The sequence below is a fragment of the Bacillus halotolerans genome, assembly GCF_001517105.1.
GTDB classification, from domain to species: Bacteria; Bacillota; Bacilli; order Bacillales; family Bacillaceae; genus Bacillus; species Bacillus halotolerans.
Genome location: NZ_LPVF01000012.1, coordinates 135,857 through 155,697, shown reverse-complemented (window position 1 = coordinate 155,697; position 19,841 = coordinate 135,857). Strand labels below are relative to the sequence as shown.

General features: G+C 47.1%; 27 protein-coding genes. 24 read left to right on the top strand and 3 right to left on the bottom strand.

Annotated elements, in window-relative coordinates:
- Nucleotides 1-45: 45 nt before the first annotated feature.
- The 21 genes from AU387_RS16000 (at nucleotide 46) to AU387_RS21330 (ending at nucleotide 16,553) form a co-directional block, all read left to right on the top strand.
- Nucleotides 46-384, top strand: a complete 339-nt coding sequence (locus tag AU387_RS16000; protein WP_059336174.1) for a head fiber protein — start codon at nucleotides 46-48, stop codon at nucleotides 382-384.
- A complete protein-coding gene (locus AU387_RS15995) occupies nucleotides 384-656 on the top strand; it encodes a hypothetical protein (RefSeq protein ID WP_059336173.1) in 273 nt (90 codons plus the stop codon). Before AU387_RS16000 ends, AU387_RS15995 begins: the two co-directional genes overlap by 1 nt.
- A gap of 14 nt (nucleotides 657-670) precedes the next feature.
- Entirely contained in the window at nucleotides 671-1,009 is a 339-nt protein-coding gene (locus AU387_RS15990; RefSeq protein WP_059336172.1) for a hypothetical protein, read from the top strand.
- A gap of 212 nt (nucleotides 1,010-1,221) precedes the next feature.
- Nucleotides 1,222-1,815, top strand: a complete 594-nt coding sequence (locus tag AU387_RS15985) for a structural protein (RefSeq protein WP_157722694.1) — start codon at nucleotides 1,222-1,224, stop codon at nucleotides 1,813-1,815.
- Between the two features lie 11 nt (nucleotides 1,816-1,826).
- The gene (locus AU387_RS15980; protein ID WP_059336170.1) at nucleotides 1,827-2,222 is read left to right on the top strand and encodes a hypothetical protein; all 396 of its coding nucleotides are present in this window, start codon (nucleotides 1,827-1,829) and stop codon (nucleotides 2,220-2,222) included.
- Nucleotides 2,223-2,275: 53 nt separating this feature from the next.
- On the top strand, nucleotides 2,276-2,575 hold the full coding sequence (locus AU387_RS15975; protein ID WP_157722693.1) for a hypothetical protein: 300 nt from the start codon (nucleotides 2,276-2,278) through the stop codon (nucleotides 2,573-2,575).
- Complete coding sequence (locus AU387_RS15970; protein WP_059336168.1) at nucleotides 2,572-3,000, top strand: hypothetical protein; 429 nt, start codon at nucleotides 2,572-2,574, stop codon at nucleotides 2,998-3,000. Before AU387_RS15975 ends, AU387_RS15970 begins: the two co-directional genes overlap by 4 nt.
- Before the next feature lie 17 nt (nucleotides 3,001-3,017).
- Nucleotides 3,018-3,497, top strand: a complete 480-nt coding sequence (locus tag AU387_RS15965; protein WP_059336167.1) for a phage major tail protein, TP901-1 family — start codon at nucleotides 3,018-3,020, stop codon at nucleotides 3,495-3,497.
- A 64-nt stretch (nucleotides 3,498-3,561) separates the two neighbouring features.
- A complete protein-coding gene (locus tag AU387_RS15960) occupies nucleotides 3,562-3,927 on the top strand; it encodes a tail assembly chaperone (RefSeq protein ID WP_059336166.1) in 366 nt (121 codons plus the stop codon).
- Between the two features lie 143 nt (nucleotides 3,928-4,070).
- Nucleotides 4,071-4,229 carry a hypothetical protein gene (locus tag AU387_RS22120; RefSeq protein WP_232460792.1) on the top strand — a complete coding sequence of 53 codons (159 nt, stop codon included), beginning with the start codon at nucleotides 4,071-4,073 and terminating at the stop codon, nucleotides 4,227-4,229.
- Nucleotides 4,230-4,244: 15 nt separating this feature from the next.
- A complete protein-coding gene (locus AU387_RS15955; protein WP_059336165.1) occupies nucleotides 4,245-7,376 on the top strand; it encodes a phage tail tape measure protein in 3,132 nt (1,043 codons plus the stop codon).
- Nucleotides 7,376-8,200, top strand: a complete 825-nt coding sequence (locus tag AU387_RS15950) for a phage tail family protein (RefSeq protein WP_059336164.1) — start codon at nucleotides 7,376-7,378, stop codon at nucleotides 8,198-8,200. Before AU387_RS15955 ends, AU387_RS15950 begins: the two co-directional genes overlap by 1 nt.
- Nucleotides 8,201-8,212: 12 nt before the next feature.
- Nucleotides 8,213-10,090 (top strand): phage tail protein, encoded by a 1,878-nt coding sequence (locus AU387_RS15945; RefSeq protein WP_232460791.1) that lies wholly within the window; start codon nucleotides 8,213-8,215, stop codon nucleotides 10,088-10,090.
- 14 nt (nucleotides 10,091-10,104) lie between these two features.
- Nucleotides 10,105-12,669 carry a peptidase G2 autoproteolytic cleavage domain-containing protein gene (locus tag AU387_RS15940; protein WP_059336163.1) on the top strand — a complete coding sequence of 855 codons (2,565 nt, stop codon included), beginning with the start codon at nucleotides 10,105-10,107 and terminating at the stop codon, nucleotides 12,667-12,669.
- 11 nt (nucleotides 12,670-12,680) lie between these two features.
- On the top strand, nucleotides 12,681-14,048 hold the full coding sequence (locus AU387_RS15935; RefSeq protein WP_063623065.1) for a phage baseplate upper protein: 1,368 nt from the start codon (nucleotides 12,681-12,683) through the stop codon (nucleotides 14,046-14,048).
- Nucleotides 14,049-14,062: 14 nt separating this feature from the next.
- Entirely contained in the window at nucleotides 14,063-14,347 is a 285-nt protein-coding gene (locus tag AU387_RS15930) for a hypothetical protein (protein WP_041056737.1), read from the top strand.
- A gap of 1 nt (nucleotide 14,348) precedes the next feature.
- Nucleotides 14,349-14,546, top strand: a complete 198-nt coding sequence (locus AU387_RS15925) for an XkdX family protein (protein ID WP_082687932.1) — start codon at nucleotides 14,349-14,351, stop codon at nucleotides 14,544-14,546.
- Between the two features lie 22 nt (nucleotides 14,547-14,568).
- On the top strand, nucleotides 14,569-14,835 hold the full coding sequence (locus tag AU387_RS15920; protein WP_059336162.1) for a hemolysin XhlA family protein: 267 nt from the start codon (nucleotides 14,569-14,571) through the stop codon (nucleotides 14,833-14,835).
- A gap of 68 nt (nucleotides 14,836-14,903) precedes the next feature.
- Nucleotides 14,904-15,842, top strand: a complete 939-nt coding sequence (locus tag AU387_RS15915; protein ID WP_059336161.1) for an N-acetylmuramoyl-L-alanine amidase — start codon at nucleotides 14,904-14,906, stop codon at nucleotides 15,840-15,842.
- A gap of 20 nt (nucleotides 15,843-15,862) precedes the next feature.
- Nucleotides 15,863-16,120, top strand: coding sequence for a holin (locus AU387_RS15910; protein WP_017695214.1), 258 nt, complete (start codon nucleotides 15,863-15,865; stop codon nucleotides 16,118-16,120).
- A 208-nt stretch (nucleotides 16,121-16,328) separates the two neighbouring features.
- Nucleotides 16,329-16,553 (top strand): hypothetical protein, encoded by a 225-nt coding sequence (locus AU387_RS21330; RefSeq protein WP_241495295.1) that lies wholly within the window; start codon nucleotides 16,329-16,331, stop codon nucleotides 16,551-16,553.
- A gap of 17 nt (nucleotides 16,554-16,570) precedes the next feature.
- Here AU387_RS21330 and AU387_RS15905 read toward each other — a convergent pair whose 3' ends face one another.
- Both AU387_RS15905 and AU387_RS15900 read right to left on the bottom strand, forming a co-directional pair.
- Complete coding sequence (locus AU387_RS15905) at nucleotides 16,571-16,906, bottom strand: YolD-like family protein (protein WP_059336160.1); 336 nt, start codon at nucleotides 16,904-16,906, stop codon at nucleotides 16,571-16,573.
- Between the two features lie 45 nt (nucleotides 16,907-16,951).
- Nucleotides 16,952-17,176 carry a helix-turn-helix domain-containing protein gene (locus tag AU387_RS15900; RefSeq protein ID WP_059336159.1) on the bottom strand — a complete coding sequence of 75 codons (225 nt, stop codon included), beginning with the start codon at nucleotides 17,174-17,176 and terminating at the stop codon, nucleotides 16,952-16,954.
- Between the two features lie 373 nt (nucleotides 17,177-17,549).
- On the opposite strand from AU387_RS15900, the gene AU387_RS15895 reads away from it, so the two are divergent.
- Genes AU387_RS15895 through AU387_RS15885 form a run of 3 tightly spaced genes read left to right on the top strand, consistent with a single transcriptional unit; the run spans nucleotide 17,550 to nucleotide 19,514 of the window.
- Nucleotides 17,550-17,744, top strand: a complete 195-nt coding sequence (locus AU387_RS15895; protein WP_232460790.1) for a hypothetical protein — start codon at nucleotides 17,550-17,552, stop codon at nucleotides 17,742-17,744.
- Entirely contained in the window at nucleotides 17,741-18,895 is a 1,155-nt protein-coding gene (locus AU387_RS15890) for an FtsK/SpoIIIE domain-containing protein (RefSeq protein WP_059336157.1), read from the top strand. The genes AU387_RS15895 and AU387_RS15890 overlap by 4 nt, the downstream gene beginning before the upstream one ends.
- The gene (locus AU387_RS15885; protein ID WP_059336156.1) at nucleotides 18,882-19,514 is read left to right on the top strand and encodes a replication-relaxation family protein; all 633 of its coding nucleotides are present in this window, start codon (nucleotides 18,882-18,884) and stop codon (nucleotides 19,512-19,514) included. Before AU387_RS15890 ends, AU387_RS15885 begins: the two co-directional genes overlap by 14 nt.
- Before the next feature lie 8 nt (nucleotides 19,515-19,522).
- Here the strand turns inward: AU387_RS15885 and AU387_RS15880 are convergent, their stop codons facing one another.
- Nucleotides 19,523-19,729 (bottom strand): helix-turn-helix domain-containing protein, encoded by a 207-nt coding sequence (locus AU387_RS15880; protein WP_059336155.1) that lies wholly within the window; start codon nucleotides 19,727-19,729, stop codon nucleotides 19,523-19,525.
- Between the last annotated feature and the right edge of the window lie 112 nt (nucleotides 19,730-19,841).

Sequence of the window (19,841 nt, the reverse complement as noted above, 5' to 3'; positions counted from 1 at the left end):
GCCTCTTATGGCCCCTACTATAATTTGAAAGGAGTGAGGCCGTAAATGGCTTTAAGTAAAGAGGATGTACAACGCCTTAACATGTCGATGCCGGTTGCGAATGACCTCAAACTCGGCGACCTATTAGCGAAATTAGAAGCAAGTTCGGGCGCAACTGTAGAGATCAAATGGGCGGATGTCACCGGAAAACCTTCGACTTTCCCTCCATCTGCTCATACACATACAATCGCTAATGTCACAGGTCTACAAACGGCATTAGACAGTAAATTAACCGCGTCAAAAGCGGCAACGCAAGCGAACAGCGCAGCGACAGACGTTGCCGGTCTTGTAACGGACTTTAATGCGTTGCTTGCTAAATTAAAAGCGGCTGGGTTGATGGCGTAGTGGCAGAATATAAGACGTTACCTAACTACGAATTTATGAGAGACGGTTTGCATCTCGTTTTTAATGGATACGGCGTATATAAAACGAATGTCGAGAAGGAAATCAAAGCGCTTGATGCGGCTTCACCATTTATTCAGCGCGTAGATGTTGAACCTTTACCGATCAAGGAAAATAAAGAGGAGAAAATCTCGGCTGAAGAAGTTGCGGAAGATTCTCCGACTCCTGACGAAGGAAAGCAAAAGCCAAAAGGTCCTTCTAAGAAGAAAAAATAACGGAGGTGAGTCATGTGGCGGTATCAAGTCGACTAGCAACGCGATTAAGTAGAGTGGAAGGCGTCACAGCGGACGATATTGCCGCATGGATCGCCGAAGCCGAAGCTGAGTCCGGTTTAACTGCGGAAGAAAACGAAAATGCAGTCCTATTTTTGGCGATGGCAATCGCATATGAAACTATCGCGAGTGATGCGGCGAGGTTCTTTAGTTTTCAAGACGGAGAAGAATCGGTAGACAAAACGAACATTTTCGCTAATTATATGCAACTCGGAAAAGACGCCCGAAAAGATTATCGTAAAGCTTATCGGAGAAGCGGCGGCCAGATGCATCCGAAACGAGCTGATGATCGATGAGTAACCAAACGGAATTAGATCGCCAGCTTAAAAAGGTTTCGATGCAATACCGCAAGCTAAACGCGAGTCAACAAGAGTACGCGATAAAGGAAATCGGACGAATCCGACTTGAGATCGTTGACTTACTTACGGAGTACAGCGGCAGCGATGGAAAAATTAAAAGGCAGCGCTTGAACAAACTACTTCGCGAGTTAGATACGATTGAAAAGCTCGTGCGAACTACCGGTATGAACGCCTTCGAGAAAATATTCGACGATACAGCCTCTACGACTTCAGACGCAATAAAAACGGCGTTTGTGGATTCGGTAGGCACCGCAGCTATATCCGGAGTTGCTTTCGATAAGATCAATAAAAACGTTGTTCGTTACGTTGTAAATCGGGTAGGCGACGATGGTTTAGTATTGTCCGACCGCGTATGGAGATTTGCTGGCGATCAACGCGATGAGCTTTCGAAAGCTATTCGGACGGGAATTATAACAGGTCAGTCAGTTAGTGAAATTAGCGCTAATGTACGTAAAGTATACGAAAACGACGCATGGAAAATCAGGCGGTTGGTCGTAACGGAAGGGAATACGGCGCATAGAGTAGCGGCGTCTTACACCGGGCAGCAAAGCCGAGTCGTTAAAGCAATGCGTGTTCATCGCGGTAAGGCTAACCGTCCAGATCACCGATGCACACAGCTTGAACTCGAAGACCGTTACGGAATGGGCGCCGGACTGTATAAGCCGGTCGATCCGGAAATTTATATGATGCACATAAATTGTACCGGCTATTTAACGTATGAACTATACGACAAATACAAATAGGAGGTGACTGCGTGATAACACCGGAAGATATCGCGTTTATGAAGCATGCGCGAAAAGAAGTCATTCAAGGACGTACTCATGACGTTGTTTTATTTTACGAAGAGGAAGTCGTAAGAGATCCGATAACAAACGAGCCCTTACCGCAAACAGAACCGCCAAAACGGATTGTTCCCTCCGTAGTCACCGAAATTAGTTCGCAGGTTAAGATCGATAGGTATCTGGCGGATGGAATCGAAGTTCAATCCGGCGATATTTGGTTCTCGATTGCTGTCGAACTGATCGAAGATATTTACGGGTCTCTTAAAAGCGTAATCTATGACGAAAAGACTTACGAGATATTATCCGTAGATAAAAAAGGAATCGGAGCAAGAAACCGCGCCGAGATCGTTGGGAGGCTGAGAAGATGAGTCGATCCAATATGCGCATCTCGGTCGAAGGACTTAGTCGAGTTATTCGGGGATTGGATTCTACACAATTCGTACAAGAAGTCGACGAGGTAACGGAGGCGCAAACGTTGTTGATGGCGAATGAATCGGCTGAACGGGCGCCTGTAGATACGGGAAAGCTACGAAATAGTATCGTAGCAAGTCCAGAAAAGGTTGCGCCTGCAATGTGGGAATACGGATCTGACGTAGATTATGCGAAGATCCAGGAATATACGCATAAAACACAAAGCGGATTTATCCGGGATGTTGTATGGAGCAACGAACGTGTTTATCGCGGAAAAATACTTCGTTTGGTTCAAGGTTTAGGCCGATGAGACAAATCGATGTTCAATATTCGATCATCCAACATCTCGCTAAGAAAACCGGATTTGAGGTCGTATGGGCTTATGATGGCGTTATATTACCGGAGACTAAGCCGTTTATTACGGTCCAGCAGAGGCAGAACACTCCGACAGTTGTTTCGAAACAACGGGAATCTGTGCGAATGGTTTACCGATTTCAAATCGGACTTCACACAAACACCGCAACAGAACGAGGAACCGTACAGGAGCAACTTAAACGGATATTCTTATTCGATAAAATAGCGCTTATTAACGCAAATGAACCGAGCCAAACGCTCGGTCTTTTTTATGTCAACTTAACGGCGGAGGTTCCTTTGCCTGCGGAAGAATTGGCGGATAAGACGAACTATCATCGCGTTTATTTTGACATCGAGATAGATACGACATTGAGCGCATAACAAAAGGGGGATTTAATTTGGCGGTAGAATATCGCGGAGAAGAGATTTTATATGCAGCGGTAATCGAAACGGATGCGGGCGAAAAGATGATCCGTCCGTTTAACCAAACGAGCGGAACAACTAGTATCGAAGCTGACTCGATCGACTTGGATACGAAAGATAAAACCGGAAGTGACTACGGAAAGGTAACGCAATCAGTCTCGCTTGAGGGCGTTATTACAGAAGGCGATCCGTTTATTAAGGCTATGAAAAAGAAAATCAGAAATAAAGAATTCGTCAAAATCTACGAGATTGATACACGGACTAAAGAAGCGGAAAGCGGTATGTATATGATTTCTTCGTTTGAACGCGAATTCGGAAACGGAGATTTCGCAACGTATTCACTTGAAGGATCATTGAACGGAGACGTTACGGAGGAAACTCTCACGGAAATTCCGGCAGGGGCACCGTCTTCATCTGCGCCAGCTAGTGGAGATACAGGTACGATAGCACCTTAAGGCATCGCTTAATCGCGGTGTCTTTTTTTACTTAACGAATAAAAAACGAGAAGGAGACGATTATATGGCACGTTTTGAAATTGAAGGAGAAGAGTACGAATTAAAGCTAACGTTCAAGAGCGTTAAACACCTTGATGGTTTATACAAAGGCGGCTCATTCGAATTAATCGGTAAAGCACTTGTCGGGGATTTGGAGACGTTTGTACACGTTGTGCATGCGGGGCTTTTTCACACCGAAAAGAATATTTCGATTTCTAAGGTTCGGTCAGCTATCGAAGAAGGAGTCGAGAAAGAAGTACTCGACATGGATACGATTCTTAAAATCACGAACGAGGTCGTATCGAACAGTTTTTTCTACAAGAAAACAGCGGAAAAGCTTCTGAAGAAAGATCCGAAAGCGGCGGAAATGCTGGCGGGGATTTTGGAATAGATCAAGTACTTGGCGAGGCCTGGCGGTACTTATCGTTAAAGCCTGACGAAGTCTACGCTCTAACACCGCGGGAGTATCACATCTTAATCCAAGCGCAGCAAGACAAGAAGTTCGATCAATATGACGACTTGGCTTCACTCGCGATGATGATCGGAAAAGTTCGTTCAGCTAAGAAAAGCATTAAGCAATCTGATTTATTCAAGCGGCCCAAGACTGCGGATGATGAGGTCGATATCCCGCAAGAAGTTATTGCAAAGCAGCAGCAGGCCTCCGAATGGCTATCGCAATTTGACATCAAATAAGGAAGGAGGGGCTATATGGCGGATCAATCGATTATCGTCCGGATTGGCGCCGATATTTCCAACCTAACTACGGAATTGCAACGATCGCAGAGCTCGCTTAGAGACTTCGGTTCGCAGCTTCAGAATATGGGCCAATCTATTGCGCTAGGATTCGGGGCAGTCGCGGCAGGCGTAGGTGCTGGGTTAGGATCGGCAGTTAATAAAGCGATGGACTTCGAGGCGCAGATGTCTAACGTTAAGGCGGTATCTGGCGCAACCGGTGATACGATGGAAAAACTTACGGACTTAGCAATCGATATGGGCGCGAAGACGAAATTCAGCTCGTTAGAAGCCGGACAGGGGATCGAGGAACTTATTAAAGCCGGCGTTTCGTTAGAGGATATCATGGGTGGCGGTCTTGCAGGAGCGCTCGACTTAGCGGTTGCCGGCGAATTAGATCTCGGAGAAGCGGCGGAAATCGCATCGACAGCGCTGAATGCATTTAAGAAAGACGGCCTTTCAGTTACGCAGGCGGCGAATATGCTTGCGGGTGCGGCTAACGCATCAGCGACGGACGTTCACGAATTAAAGTACGGCCTATCTATGGTATCGGCGGTTGCTTCAGGCGTCGGGTTGTCGTTCAAAGATACGTCTACAGCGCTTGCTATATTCGCGCAAAACGGACTTAAAGGTTCGGATGCCGGTACGTCGCTCAAAACGATGCTGTTAAATTTAACACCAAGTTCTGAAGCCGCATATAACACGATGGCGGATTTGGGGCTCATTACTGAAGACGGATCAAACGCATTCTATGACGCAGAAGGTAACGTTAAGTCTTTCGCTGAAATGTCGGAAGTTCTGCGTGAAAAACTTAAAGGACTTACGTCGCAACAACAACAGGCGGCACTTAAGACAATGTTCGGGACTGACGCTATCCGGGCGGCAAACATCATGATGAAAGAAGGCTCTAAAGGCGCCAAAGAAATGTGGAAGGAAATGTCGAAAGTCACTGCGGCAGAAGTTGCGGCGGAGAAGATGAACAACCTCAAGGGCCAGATCGAGGAGCTTAGCGGTGCGTTTGAAACGGCACAAATCTCCGTCGGTAATGCGTTACTGCCAGCGCTGTCTAAACTCGTTAGTATTGCGCAGTCTCTAGTCGATGGGTTTAATAAACTCTCGCCAGGGATGCAGAAGTTTGTAGCGTATGCTGGAGCGGCGATAGCGGTTATCGCTCTCTTTGGCACAGGGTTGGGCGTTGTTTTAATATTTATAGGTGCAGTAGTGTCCGCAGTCGGTACATTGGTAGCTGCCTTTGGCGGGGTTGCAGCGGCGTTGGGTGTTACAAGTTCGACGCTTCTTCTTATCATCGCGCATATCGGTCTAGTAGTAGGAGCCATCGTCGCGGCAGTCGCAGCCATCGCGTTGTTAATCAAAAACAACGAAGCCATCCGGACTAAGCTAGAAGCCTTGGCGAACACAATCGGTGCAAAGCTCGCTCCGGCTCTTGCGACACTGAAGACACTATTTAGCGGACTAGCAACGGTTCTGACGGGCGACTTCGCAAGCGGTGCCGATAAGTTGCGTCAGATTCTTCCGGAATCAGTCGTCCAGTTAATCATCGCAGGCGCAACGGCCGTGCAGAACGCGATTACGAATTTGATAAGCGCCGTCAATAAAGCGTTTCAGGGCGACTTCAGCTCCATCGCGCAATACATTCCGACAATCATCGGATTGTTAGTCGGCGGCATACCGGGCTTGATCATAACGGGCGCTAAATTTCTGCCGGCAATCGAACAGGGCTTACAGACGTACTTGCCGACGTTTCTAAACGGATTTGTTAACCTCGTAACTTCTGTCGTAAACGCGATAACTACGAATCTACCGATACTAGCGCAGGCTGGCGTTCAGATCATAACGGGCCTTCTAACGGGATTTACGCAGGCGCTTCCGAATATTCTAACGGCAATTACGCAAGTCATAACGACTTTGATCCAATCGATCACAACGTTGTTACCGATGCTTCTTGGCGCGGGAATTTTAATCATTACGTCGCTGATCCAGGGAATTGTTACGGCGCTTCCGGCAATCATTACGGCGGCAACGCAATTATTAACGATGTTGATTACGACAATCGTGACGTTACTACCGATGATCATTGAGGCCGGAATCCAGATTCTAAACGCATTGATTAACGGAATCATTCAGGTTCTTCCGCAACTAATCGAGGCAGCGCTCCAGCTTATTATGGCGCTCATTAACGCAATTGTGACGAATCTACCGTTAATACTCGAAGCGGGCATTCAGATACTGACGGCTTTGGTCGACGGAATTATTACGATGCTTCCGCAATTAATTGAAATGGCGCTTTTCTTAATCGTCAGCTTGGTCCAAGCGCTGATCGATAATTTACCGAAAATCATTGATGCGGGCGTCCGTTTAATCATTGCGCTAGTTAACGGTTTGATCCAGGCACTTCCGCAATTAGTTTCGGCAGCAATTACGTTACTTACGCGATTAGTTGATACGATCATCCGATTTATGCCGCAATTAATCGATCTCGGAATTAAGTTACTAGTTGCGCTTGTGAACGGATTGATCCAAGCTGCGCCTAAGCTCCTGCAAATGGGCGTAAAAATCGTTACTGATTTGGCAGGCGCGATCGGCGATAACGTAAGCAAAGTATTCGACGCCGGGGTCGATTTGATCAAGGGTCTCTGGAACGGAATCAACTCCGTAAAGGACTGGATTCTCGGAAAAATCGGTGACTTTGCCGGCAGCATTACGGACGGAATCAAAAGCTTCTTCGGCATTCATTCGCCTTCTCGCGTATTCCGTGACGAAGTCGGTAAGTTCTTACCGTTAGGCTTAGCGGTAGGTATTGAACGTAATATCGGAGCGGTTCAGTCGGCGGCGGATGCAATGGCAAGTGCGGCCATGATTGACGCACAGGATTATGCGTACAATCCGTCGATGGCGTTGACAGGCGGCAAAATGGCGAAGGTTAAGCACGCATTCGAAGCTTCGGTTGCGGAGCCGAACGTTGGGCAGCCGATGCACATCGAGCTTGTGACGGTAATGGATAGCGAAGAGATCGGTCGTAGGACAGAGCGCGTTGTAAGTGCGGAACAAGGACGGAAAATTTCGATTAAAAATCTGATGCAGGGGTGATGGAGCGGTTGTTAAATCTGACAATAACGAAATTAAACGGCACTACTTACGATCTGGAATCGTTGGGTATAACGCTTAAAGAATTTAAACCAAGGTCTCCATCGCCTATCCACTCATCGGAAAGTATAGAGGGCGCGCAAGGCGAAGTAGATTTAGGAACAGTTTATGGTCCTCGTATCATCGACTGTTCCTTTTATATGAAAGCGGCGGATCTCACCGATTATCATCTAATGCGAGATGAAGTGTTTGCGTTATTCGATTCGAGACAAGCGTTTTATATTACTGATGGTTACAATCCGGGCAAGCGCTGGTTTGTAAAAACGAACCAAGAATACTCCATCGATCAGAATCGAATATACGGATTTTTCGATGTATCATTCATATCGTTTAAACCGTTTTCTGAATCGATAGGGACTACGCAAAGCCCTTTTATCTTCGATTCCGATCTCTGGCAAATAGGCGAAGGATTAACCGATGAAGATTACAAGTACTCGTTCAAAACTAATACTTTCCGAATCTTTAATGCGGGTACTGAAGAAATAGACCCGAGGGAGCTGCCGTTGATTATTACGTATAAAGGAGCGTCTAGCAAACTAACGATTACAAACAGTACGATGGGAGACGTTTTTCAGTACAGCGGAACGACTGGCGCCAAGGACGTTCTATCATTAAATAGAGTCCAAGTTAAAAAGAATAACGTAAGTGTTTTCGGACAGACGAATCGAAAAGTAATTCGACTAGCTCCCGGATGGAACGATTTTAAGATGACAGGAACAAGCGGAAGCTTCGAAATAAAATTCGACTTCCGTTTTTATTATTTATAAAGGAGGTCCGATATGAGTAGCGTCAGCTTTATTAAGGAAATCGCCCCGGACGCGCAGAAGATTTTCGTTAAATATAAAATACTTGCGAGCCTCATTATTGCGCAGGGATGCCTTGAAAGTGCCTACGGAACTAGCGGCCTCGCAGTTAACGGGAAAAACCTTTTCGGCGTAAAAGGAGAATATAACGGTCAGTACGTAATTATGAAGACGTGGGAAGTTATCGACGGCAGAAACGTGCAAGTGGACGCAAAGTTTCGGAAGTACCCTTCGTGGTATGAATCGATGCAGGACCTCGCCAAGCTTTACGTTAACGGAACGAGCTGGGACCCGAATCATTACAAAGCCGTCGTTGGTGAGACCGACTATAAAAAAGCCACATCCGCATTAGTAAAAGCCGGTTACGCAACCGATCCATCATACGCGACTAAGCTAAACAGCATTATATCAACGTATAAACTAACGCAGTATGATACGGCATCTAGTGATACTAGTCCGGTAATTCCTGCGACCCCGACAACGTTACCGTATGAGGAAGAAGCGAGCACGGATCTGTTCGTACACTCTCTTACAGGTGCGGTTGAATTGCTCGCTGGATTTAGCGTAACTCGAAACAGCGGTATAAACAACGAAAAAACGATAAGCGTTTCGGGTGTAAGGACTAACGTAAACGAACATGCAGTTGCTTTAGTTAAGACCGACAATATATTCGAATACAAGTCGGAACTTTACGTTATAAAGAAGCTTAATACTAAGCCCATCGGCGAATCTATTAAAATCGAAGCTACTGCGGTTCATAAGATGTTTATAGATTTGCGCGATAACTATATCTACGATACACAAAAAGGCGAAAAGGCATATCGTCCAGAGGCTGCGTTAGAGATCGCATTATCCGGTACCGCTTACGCCTATAGCGTTGATACGACCGGGCTTCCGACGTCGGTAACTATCGAGAATTTCGGCGATGATAATTCGCTCTCACTGCTGGAAGATATCGTCGAGAAATTCGGAGCAGAATTCGAATGCGTACAAAACGTGATATTTGTCGCGAAAGAAATCGCACGCGTTACCGATAATCAAATTCGGTATAAATTTAACGTTCAAGATCCGCAACAGGAAATCGATACGAGCGACATAAAAACCTATATCCGGGGTTTCGGTAAGGGAATAGAAGCGGAGTATACAAGTCCACTAGCGTCTGTTCTCGGTATAAGGCACGCTGATCCGGTGCGGGATGATCGTTACACTATTAAAGCGGATCTACTTGAGCGAATAAAAAGCGAATTATACGATCGTATAGATATCTCTATTACGTTAACTTACGTTGAGCTCCTCGAAATGGGTATTCAGGACATCCGCAAAGGAGACTACGTTTGGTGTATTCTCGATCCTTTCGGTATAGACGTTCAGCTTCGCGTGACCGAAAAAGAGGATTATTCGGACCCTAGTAAGTCTCCGAAATATACACTCGGAACGCTCACGAAAAGCTCAACCGACATCGTTTCCGAGTTTAACCGAACTAAAAAGGTAATCGGAAAGGTTATCGATGGTACCACCGGAAAGATAAAAAGCAGCGCTGTAACGATTGGTCAATATACGCAATTCGAGACCGGATATGATCCGTCTCAGATACCGCGATATTCGCTTGCGAGCGCAACGACTGACGGATTAATGAGTTCGGCGGACTTTACGAAACTAGCCAGCATCGTTTTAGGTCCAGACGGCCAGGTATCTATTGCGCTGGCTTCTGAAACAAATAATGGCCTCATGAGCGCAGCGGACTTTACGAAATTAAAACACATAAATGTCGGTACCGAAACCGTTGATATCTCCACATTACCGCAACAACTGGAATCCATAAACCAACGGCTAACAGCGCTAGAAAATAAATAACGAGGAGGAATAGAATGCCGAAATATCCGTACAGAAAAGCGGGATCGGGATGGGATCGTGTTTTTCGTAATAACCACAACCAAAACCTCGATGATATTGCGGATGATATTAAAGGCTCATACAACGAGATTACCGCACATAAGAACGCAGAAACCGCCCACACGTCGGATCAAATCGACCATGGCGGTTTTTCTTTGCGCACATACGTAGATAGTCTTTATAACCGCATGAAAAATTTGATTCTTAACGCGGATGGAACTAACGTAAAAGAAGTCGTAGATTCGCGCGTAGGAACTGACGGTGAAGTATTTCCGTTATTAAAAGAACGACTTGACCGGGAGTACCTTAAGCTTCTGCAGAAAATCAAACGGACGGTTAACGTTGATGACTTCGGAGCAGATCCGACTGGCGTTAACGATAGTACAGAAGCGTTTCAGAGGGCGATCGGTACTGGTAAAGTCCGTGTTAATTTATCTGCGGGCACGTATATCGTAAAGGGCGTTAAATTGCCGTCGTGGACTTATATGGTCGGCCAAGGAATCGGAGTTACAACGTTGAAGCTCCACGAAGACACGCCGGCTAGCGAATGGGTGGTCACTAACGCGGACCATGCCGGCGGCAACCGAAATATTACCGTTGAAGGCATGACGTTGGACTGGAACCCGAATCGTCAAGGTGGCGTCGGGGCAACGGGTGGCTTACACTCGAGCGGTTTAACACTCGCACAGGTTAAGTTCGGCATCGTGCGCGAAGTGGAAAGTATTAATCCGGGGCTTCATAGTTTCGATGCTTCAGCGCCAACTTACGATATCAGCGCAACGGATTATACGCAACAAGGCTGCCGATACATTTGGTTCGATCGTTGCGTTGGCTCTGGATACGGAGATGACGGGATCTCTACGCATTATAGCGAGTACATTTTTATTTCGAATTGTATTATGACGAATCCTAGCGGTAAGGCGCACGCGACAGGGAAATCAAACTCTAACGGCATCGAAATAGATGACGGATCTAAAAACGTATGGGTTGTCGATTGTTATACCGAAGGAAACGTAAGGGGCGTCGAGGTGAAAGCACACGCAGCTTGGCCGGCTTCTCAAAACGTCCATATTCGCGGACACGAATCTTACCACGACATTCGGGCGTTCGACTTGCGGCACATCGGCCACCACTTAGCGGCAGAACCGTGGAGTGAGACGGCGAGAGACGTTACTCTAGTTGATTGCACAGCGCGCGAACCGATTTACAACAATTTGTATGCCGGTCTAGCGCCGAAAGCCCTTGTAATCTCAGCCTACCAACGCGTTATGATTTCAAATTTCCGGGCAATTGGCGATCCGACATATGATTATAAAGGTACGGATATAATCGCGTTTCAGTATAAGAGCCGGAAGATAAATGTCAACGGCTTGCAGATGTACGGATTCGCGACAGCAGGGTCAGACGTTCATATTTACGGCGGGGATCAGCGAACAGACGATATATACATTTCGAACTTTACGATTCATGATTCTGCGCCTATAGGTATTGGAATCGGAGGCGGCGTCTATTACGTTACGTTGAGTAACGGTATTGTTCATACTAGAGGCGGAACAGCCGGGATCACTTCTCCGAACAACCAAGCCACTATTATTGCGGTTCGTGCGGTGGGTTATACAGACGCAGCAGTATTAGCCGGACAAAAGTACAAGGTGGTTCCGAACAACCTGAAAGGCGGATTTAGAGCGGCGGCTTCCTCCGGTTCTCCTCTAACGGACACAAGCGCTATCATCGCCGGATCAGGGACGATCATCGCAAAAGGTGAACGGAACTTTATCGCGGGTGTCGCAGGCGGCGCAACAACGGAAGGCTCACGGAACGGCGTTTTGTATTCGTGGAATTCACATACGAAAGGCGAGAGCGGTTCTTCGGCAGTGATCGCGTCTAAAAACGTAGTAAACACGAAAGAATACACTGTCGGTTTAGGTCACGGAGACGGAGATCCGTCGGAGGCGAACAAGAAAATCGAGCTTGACGCGATGGGCGGAAGAGTTCGAGCTACGGGCGCAATCGAAAGTGCTTCGAATCTACAAGACTTCGGAGAATATTTCGAATCAAACGACGGACAAAAAATCGATGCTTCGTATCTCGTAACGTTGGAAGGCGATAAGATTCGTAAAGCTAATACGGGCGATAAAATTCTCGGCGTCGTATCAAAAACGGCCGGGCTTGTTCTCGGTGGGGCTGCGTTTTATTGGAACGACCGTTATTTGCGAGATGAATTTGGCGAGCTTATTTATCGTGAAATTTACGAAGATGAACGTCTCGTTACGGTGCCGGCAGAAAATCCGGACTACGATCCGACGGTTGAGTATACGCCTCGCGAAGAAAGAGACGAATGGCACGTGATCGGACTAATCGGTCAGGTACTCGTTCGTATCGACTCTACGGTTTCGGTAGGCGATAGCGTGACTGCTATCGATGGAATCGCAACTAAAGCGGAATCAAACGGATATGGAACGGTCATGAAAATAAAAACGCCTTATGACGCAGAAAAAGGCTATGGCGTAGCGCAAATGATCGTTACGCCGCAGCACTAGGAGGTTCGATAATGATTTATAACGATGCGGAACAGTCGTTTGAAATTACCGCCTCAACCAAACGGAAAATAACTACTGGTATTCAATACAGCACACAGGATATCGGGACGGCAAAAATAACGTTTAAGCTGAAGAAGGACGGCGAACCTTTGCCGATCTCAAACGCAACACACGGTAAGCTATTCATGCGGATGGCGGACGGCAGCGAGTTTTACGTTAATACGGAAGTCGAGGACGCTTTTGAGGGCGTTCTTTTTTACGTCCTTACCGACGATCAAATTAAGCACGCCGGAACGGTAACGGCAGAGCTTTACGTTAATTATGACAACGGACAGAGTCTAAGCGTTCATAAATTTTCGTTCGAGATCGATAAGGCTCTCATCGATGCCAATATCGCTCCACTTGCGGAATACTATATTGAAGATTTCGAAGACCTGAAGACGGACATCCACAAAACTACGGATGAGATCAACCAGACTCTCAACGAAATAAAAACGAAGTTTGATGAATTCGAGAACATCGAAACAAAGACCGGTGCCCAAGAGAAGGCGTCCACCGCGGAAGCCAACGCGAAAGCTTATACGGACCTGCACGCAGTTAAAACGGACAATCCGCATAAGGTTACGAAAGCGCAAGTCGGCCTAGGTAACGTTGATAACGTAAAACAGGCGGCAAAGACGGATTTTGATACTCATGTTGGAGATAACGTGCGGCATATTACGGCTGATGAGCGAACAAAGTGGAACGGTAGTCAGTTACTTAAAATAACGAATGATGTCGGAAACGTTCTTGTCTCGGCGGGTGACACTGACGATTTTTATACGAAGATTACTCAGAGCGGGAGACGGTTCGGCACTTTTTATTCCACAGGTAAGGCAACAAACGCACCTTCTGCCAACTCTACACGAGGATTTTTTCATATGACTGCAACCGATAGTAATGGGTTAGGTACGTTTGGCTACGTTATAGCGGTTGATTGGCAAAATAACATGTTTACGAATTATTTAAATATGGACACAGGATGGCAAGGGTGGCGTCGCGTTTTAACTTCGTCTGACTTATCGCCGATATGGAATAACGTAACCCTTATAAACGGAGCGAAACAGGATTCGGTTTATCCGTTCAAATTCTCCGTCAGCAATAACGTTCTATGGTTACGGGGGTCATTTGGAACACTTCCTGCTGTCGGAACATCTGTCGCGAAATTCACGAATAAACCGACGCAGTTGGTCGACTTTGTTGTACCGACGATCGGATCTTACGGAACTGCTCGATTCTCCCTAACGACTGATGGCGATTTAAGATACGATGGTATGACGGCAAACGATAACTCAAGCGTGTCGCGAGTCTCATTTAACATCGGAATTCCACTATGGTAATGGAGGCGATGAATATGCACGTCCTTTTCTATGATGATAATTTCAAATATGACGGTGAAGCCGATATCGAAATAAATACGGAGGAAGGCGAGGAACTGCCGCCTAATTGTACAACAGCTTTAATTCCCGCTGGGCTTTACGATCCGAAGTATGATCCGAAAAAAGGCGTTTGGATTGAGTCGGCAACGCAAGAATATATCGACAGTGTGAAACCGCCTGCGCCGAAGCCGAGCGAAATAGAAGTCCTGTCTCAACAGGTCGCAGATCTATACTATCTAATTGCGATGGGAGGGGCGTAATGTGATAGATTGGTTCACGTACATCAAGGGGTTTTATGAAACAGGTCGTTGGACGAAAAAACAAGTTTATGATGTTGTTGCGGTCGGTCGCATCACACCGGAACAATACGAAGAAATTACCGGAGAACCGTATGATCCCAACACGCCTCCCAGCGAAGAGCCTTCTGAGGCTACTGACGGATCTGCTGGGGCTGAGTAAATAACGAAAAGGAGGCGGCCCGATGCCGGAGCCGAGTAACAACGAGCTCAACGATAGGATTGCGGACATTCGCGAATGGCTTGTACGCATAGATACGAAAGTCGATTTCTTTAACGAAGTCAAAACGAAAGCTGAGCGGGCTGACGAAAAATCTGACGAAGCTTTAGCGATGGCGAAAGAGAATCGCGCAGATATAGCGGATATGAAAGCAAATACGAAATGGGTATGGGGCGTGATGCTGACCGTAGTAGGGATGTTACTTACGGTAGGTATCGCGCTTTTTACGTAAATAAACGAAGTACGCCCGTCAGGTGAGAGTCCCGGCGGGCTTTTTTAATTTCGAAAGGAGACGATAAAATGGCGATTTCAGTACGTAAGAATTTGGTGGCGGAAAGTAAGGTCGAATTAAAATGTCCGTATTCCATGAACGCGAAGTACATTACGTTCCATAATACGTGGAATGACGCACCGGCAGCGAATGAGGTTTCGTATATGATCGGAAACACAAGTGCAACAAGCTTTCATTTCGCGGTGGACGATAAGGAAGTCGTACAAGGGATTCCGACGAACCGTAACGCATTCCATTGCGGAGACGGTAGCGGTGTAAATTCCGGAAACCGTACGTCCATCGGCGTAGAGGTTTGCTATTCGAAGTCCGGCGGTGCCAAGTATAAAGCGGCCGAAAAGCTTGCGATTAAATTTATCGCGCAATTACTAAAAGAGCGCGGCTGGGGCGTTGATCGCGTCCGTAAGCATCAGGATTGGTCCGGTAAGTATTGTCCGCACCGTGTCCTTGCTGAAGGACGTTGGGAATCGGTAAAAGCGGCCATCGCGGCGGAACTTAAAGCGCTCGGCGGTAAAACGTCTAAACCGTCATCTTCAGCGCCTAAGACTTCCGGCTCGACATATACCGTTAAGAAAGGCGACACACTGTCCGAAATCGCGCAAAAAACAGGCGTAAGTATGGAGAAGCTTCAATCGTATAACGGCATCAAAAACGCGAATAAAATCTCCGTCGGTCAGGTGCTGAAGCTTAAAGGCGGCTCTTCTAAGCGGTCATCCAGCGGTAAGAAATACGTATATCTTCCGGCTTCTGCCGATTCATGGCGCATCTATCCGACCAATAAAGCGCCGGTTAAAGGGAACGAATGCGGCTCATTGCGTCCTAAGAAGTTCGGCGGTCTGAAGTACGAAGTCCTTGCGAACCCACAAACTGATGTATATACGATCAAGACGGATCAGTTCGGAAAGGTAAACATCTATGCTGCGAAATCAACGGGTGCTACGGTAAAGTAAACGATAAAGGAGACGATACTATGCAAGACGTATTAATTTTCGCGACTGTACTGGCGCCAATCCTAACGGCGCTTGTTCAACTCGTAAAGAAAACGGTTAAGCTTCCGACTAATGTAATCCCGGCGTTAAGTTTCGTAATCGGCATCGGTCTGGGCGCGGTTGCCTATCCGTTTACCGACCTCGACTTGGTGTTGCGGTTATGGGCTGGCGGTTTTGCGGGATTAGCTGCGACAGGTCTTTTTGAACTCGGAGCAAAACGCGAAGGTACAACGAAATAATAACGAAACCTTTAGCGAGTGCTTACGTATGATAACGTAGGTGCTCGCGTACATAAAAACTCATTGCGGATAAGTTTGGCGCCGTAGTATAATTTTACTAACTCATTTAAAGGACGGGTGAATTAACGTGGAATATAAAACGGTGACTGTGGCGAAGAAAAAGTTCGGCTTTGGTAGGATTATCAGTTTGTGCGTTGGATCGTTTATAATGTTGATTTCGGTACTCTTATGTCTCACAATTATCGGTATCCTCCCGGGCTTAGGACTCGCCTTCTTCAGTCTTCCGTTTTTCGCAATCACGTTAGGAGGCGCACGGTATTCTTGCCCGAATTGCGGCCACGATAAAAACTTCGTAACGAGCGGAAAGATTAACGATAGCTGCCGACGCTGCAAACAGAATATAGCGGTCGACTGGGTAAAAAACGTCGGCTAACGAAACCAGCCCCGTCCTTAACCGGATGGGGCGTTTTTTACGTTTATGATATCCGCAAACCTCACGAAATTAGTATCGCCTCGTTCGTCCTTCACACGAAATTCCTTCCGTATGTGGTCCACGTAATGTACTGCGCCAATTACTTCTCGTATGTACCCATCGTCGTAAAGCTCGAATGCAAGCGGCGCACCGAACTCCATCGACTCAGCGACCGTTATTTCCATATCCTCAATCTGCTGCGCATCTATCTGCGGCTTCTCAACCTTCCGTTTCTCTTCGGCTTGGCGCGCTAGGTCGGCTCTGTGCTCCGGTAATATAATGCGCATCGCCCACCGTTTATCCTCGATCTCCATGGCGAACACCTCCGCATTTATTATATGCGAATGTTTGTTCGGTTATCAACAGTCAAAATAATCCTCTCGATCGACTTCGTAACCCAGCGACCTTAAAGCACGCTGTACTTTTACCCACGTTGAAATACGCGGCGCATAATCGCGATCATTACACATGTTCGTCATTGTGCCGTGACCTATGCCGGCCTTTTGGCGAACTTCTTCCTGCGCGATTCCTTCTCGATCTAAAAAACGGCCGAATCGGCTGCGTCGTTTACCTAGTCCAAACATCGGACAACACCTCCTAAAATCAGCGTGTCCAAAAAATCGGAAAGTTAAACGCGGGCAAAAAACTGTGATATTGGACGATCCGTATCGCGTAACGTTTATTAAACGGCAACTACACGGCAGCTAAACGGTAGGGTGCGGGTAGGTTCGGTAGAGTTGCAAAAAGGTTACCGCACTTAGCGACGACTTCCGTAACGGTTATTACCGTGTTAACCTACCGCACTTTATCGCGTTTAATGCCAGTAACGAATCCGTTTACGAAATTTGTTAAGGAGTGAGAGAGATGAGCGAAGCGAGACGAAGGAACGACAGGGAGGGACTCACGCGAGCATTTTCGTTCGTGCCCGGCGGATTCACAGCAGCAGGATTTTTCGATATGTCTCCGGAGGTAGTCGGCTTGTACGCGTTAGTAGGTGGCGCAGGCTTGGTCTGTATCGGAGCGGCTTGGCTAGAAGGACGCTTGTTCGGCGGCAAATTTGCGTATATAGGGGACGCAGTAAGCGGGCTCCTACGGTTCATTTTGCCTGCGGGGTATGCCGTGTTGCTACTGCGTTTTTTGAATGCGATATGAAACGGTTCTTACGTAACTTACACGCCAAAAACACGCTGAAGTACGCCTTTGATGCCGCCAGCTTGTACGTAGCCAAACGCTTGTCTAACGGAAAAGAAGCGCGCCGATATCCGAAAATTCATGACGTTGATATTAACGAAGAAAGAACGCGATATGTCTTTACGCTTTTAAACGGAATGGATCCGAAAGAAATCGCGAAAAAGGAATTTGTGTTCCGACAAGTATTCGGACGTAACGTTGAGCTAAGCGGCGACCTAAAGCGGTATGTGCTCACGGTTTACAGCGCTGAGATGCCGGCCGTATTGCGTTATGACTTTGCGGAGATCCAGCCGGTCATAGAACGCCACAAGCTCGGTATTATAGCGGGAAAAGATCGTCATGGCCGATACGTTAGCTTCGATTTATTGACGCAGCCGCATATTCTTATTGCGGGCGAAACGGGAAGCGGAAAGTCAACGCAACTACGGTCGATCCTTACAACGCTGATAAAACAGAACCGGCCCGACCGGCTACAGTTATACCTGGCGGACTGTAAAAAATCGGAGTTCCACGTATTCCGGAAAGTAGAACACGTACAGTGCGTTTTAACGAGCGCGGAAGACATACGAAGAATGTTACGAAGCATAAAACGCGAACTAGATGAGCGCAGTAATCTAACGGAGCAATTCGAAATAAGCCATATCGATGAGCTCCCGGATGACCAACGCCGACCGTATATAGTCGTTTGCATTGACGAGTTTCTTCTATTAAGAAAAGACGCCGAGATCATGGACGTATTAGCTGAGCTCGTTGCGATAGGCCGGACGCTTGGAGTATTTGCGATTCTTTCGATGCAGCGGCCGAATGCCAAAACGCTTGATACGACTATCCGCGCGAATCTAACAGTAAGCATGGGCTTTAAGCTGCGTGATATAACGGAGGCCCGAATCGTCAATACGCCGGGCGCCGAGAAGCTGGACGTAAGCGGGCGGTTCATAATGGCGGCCGACAAAACCTACGAACTACAGGCGCCGTATCTCGAAATGAACGAAGCGAAGGCGCTGCTTAATCCATATTGCGTAATGAAATCACCGATCAAAGACGTAACGCCACCGGCAGCCGAGCCGGAAACCTTAACGGAAAAGGACGTGTTTATCGATGGCCCTTACTAACCGAGATAAAGCGATAATTGCGGATCTTAATAAATTTCGCGTAATGGATCGCGATACGATTGCCGAATTACATTTCGGAAATTTGCGCAGACCAAAATACGCAGCCAATAACGTTCTGCTACGTTTACTTAGGGACGGACATATTCAGCGATCGACGGCGCGCCAGCCTTACGTTTACTTTGGCGGCGAAACGACGATGAAAAAGAACAGCGCCAAGATCGATCATTTTCTTGCGATAGGTAACGTTTATAAAGAGATGCGAGGCCAGTCGTTGGAGTCGTTCTTGGTGGAGCCGAAGTACGGCGAAAAGGGAACGGTCGAGCCGGACATATTTGCGCTATATCGGCGAACGCCTTTCTTTATCGAGGTGCAGCGGTCGGTCTATTCGGAAAAGCAGATGCGCGAAAAGCTAGAACGATACGAAGCGTTCTTCCAGTCGGGTATTATCGCGCTGGAACCGTGGCAGAATCCCGAGCGGATATTGTTTCCGCACGTACTGATCCTATCGGATACGCGATACGGGCTACCTTCGTTTCCGTTTAAGGTATTCCAGGCGCCGACCTTTACCGCGTTTATTCAGTCGATAACAAAGCCGAAAGAGAAAACGCCCGCGAATTAATCGTGGGCTTAATCGCGAAACTCAAACAATTCGTTCATATCCGTAATGCCGAGAACTTTCGCAATCCGTCCGATATGCTCACGATTATAGGTTGTGCGCTGGTGGTTGCAGATTTCGCTGATAACGTTCGGCCTAAGCTGCGTTTCTTCTGCGAGCTTCTTGCGGGTCCATCCGCAGGCTTCTAATATCTCGTCCAATTTAACGTAGAGTTCCAATCGAATCGCCTCCGTTTTCTGATACGTTAATTATAACGAAATATCGCTATCGTGTAAATAAAAATATTGACATACCGTTATAACAATATCTATAATCAAAATAACGACATAA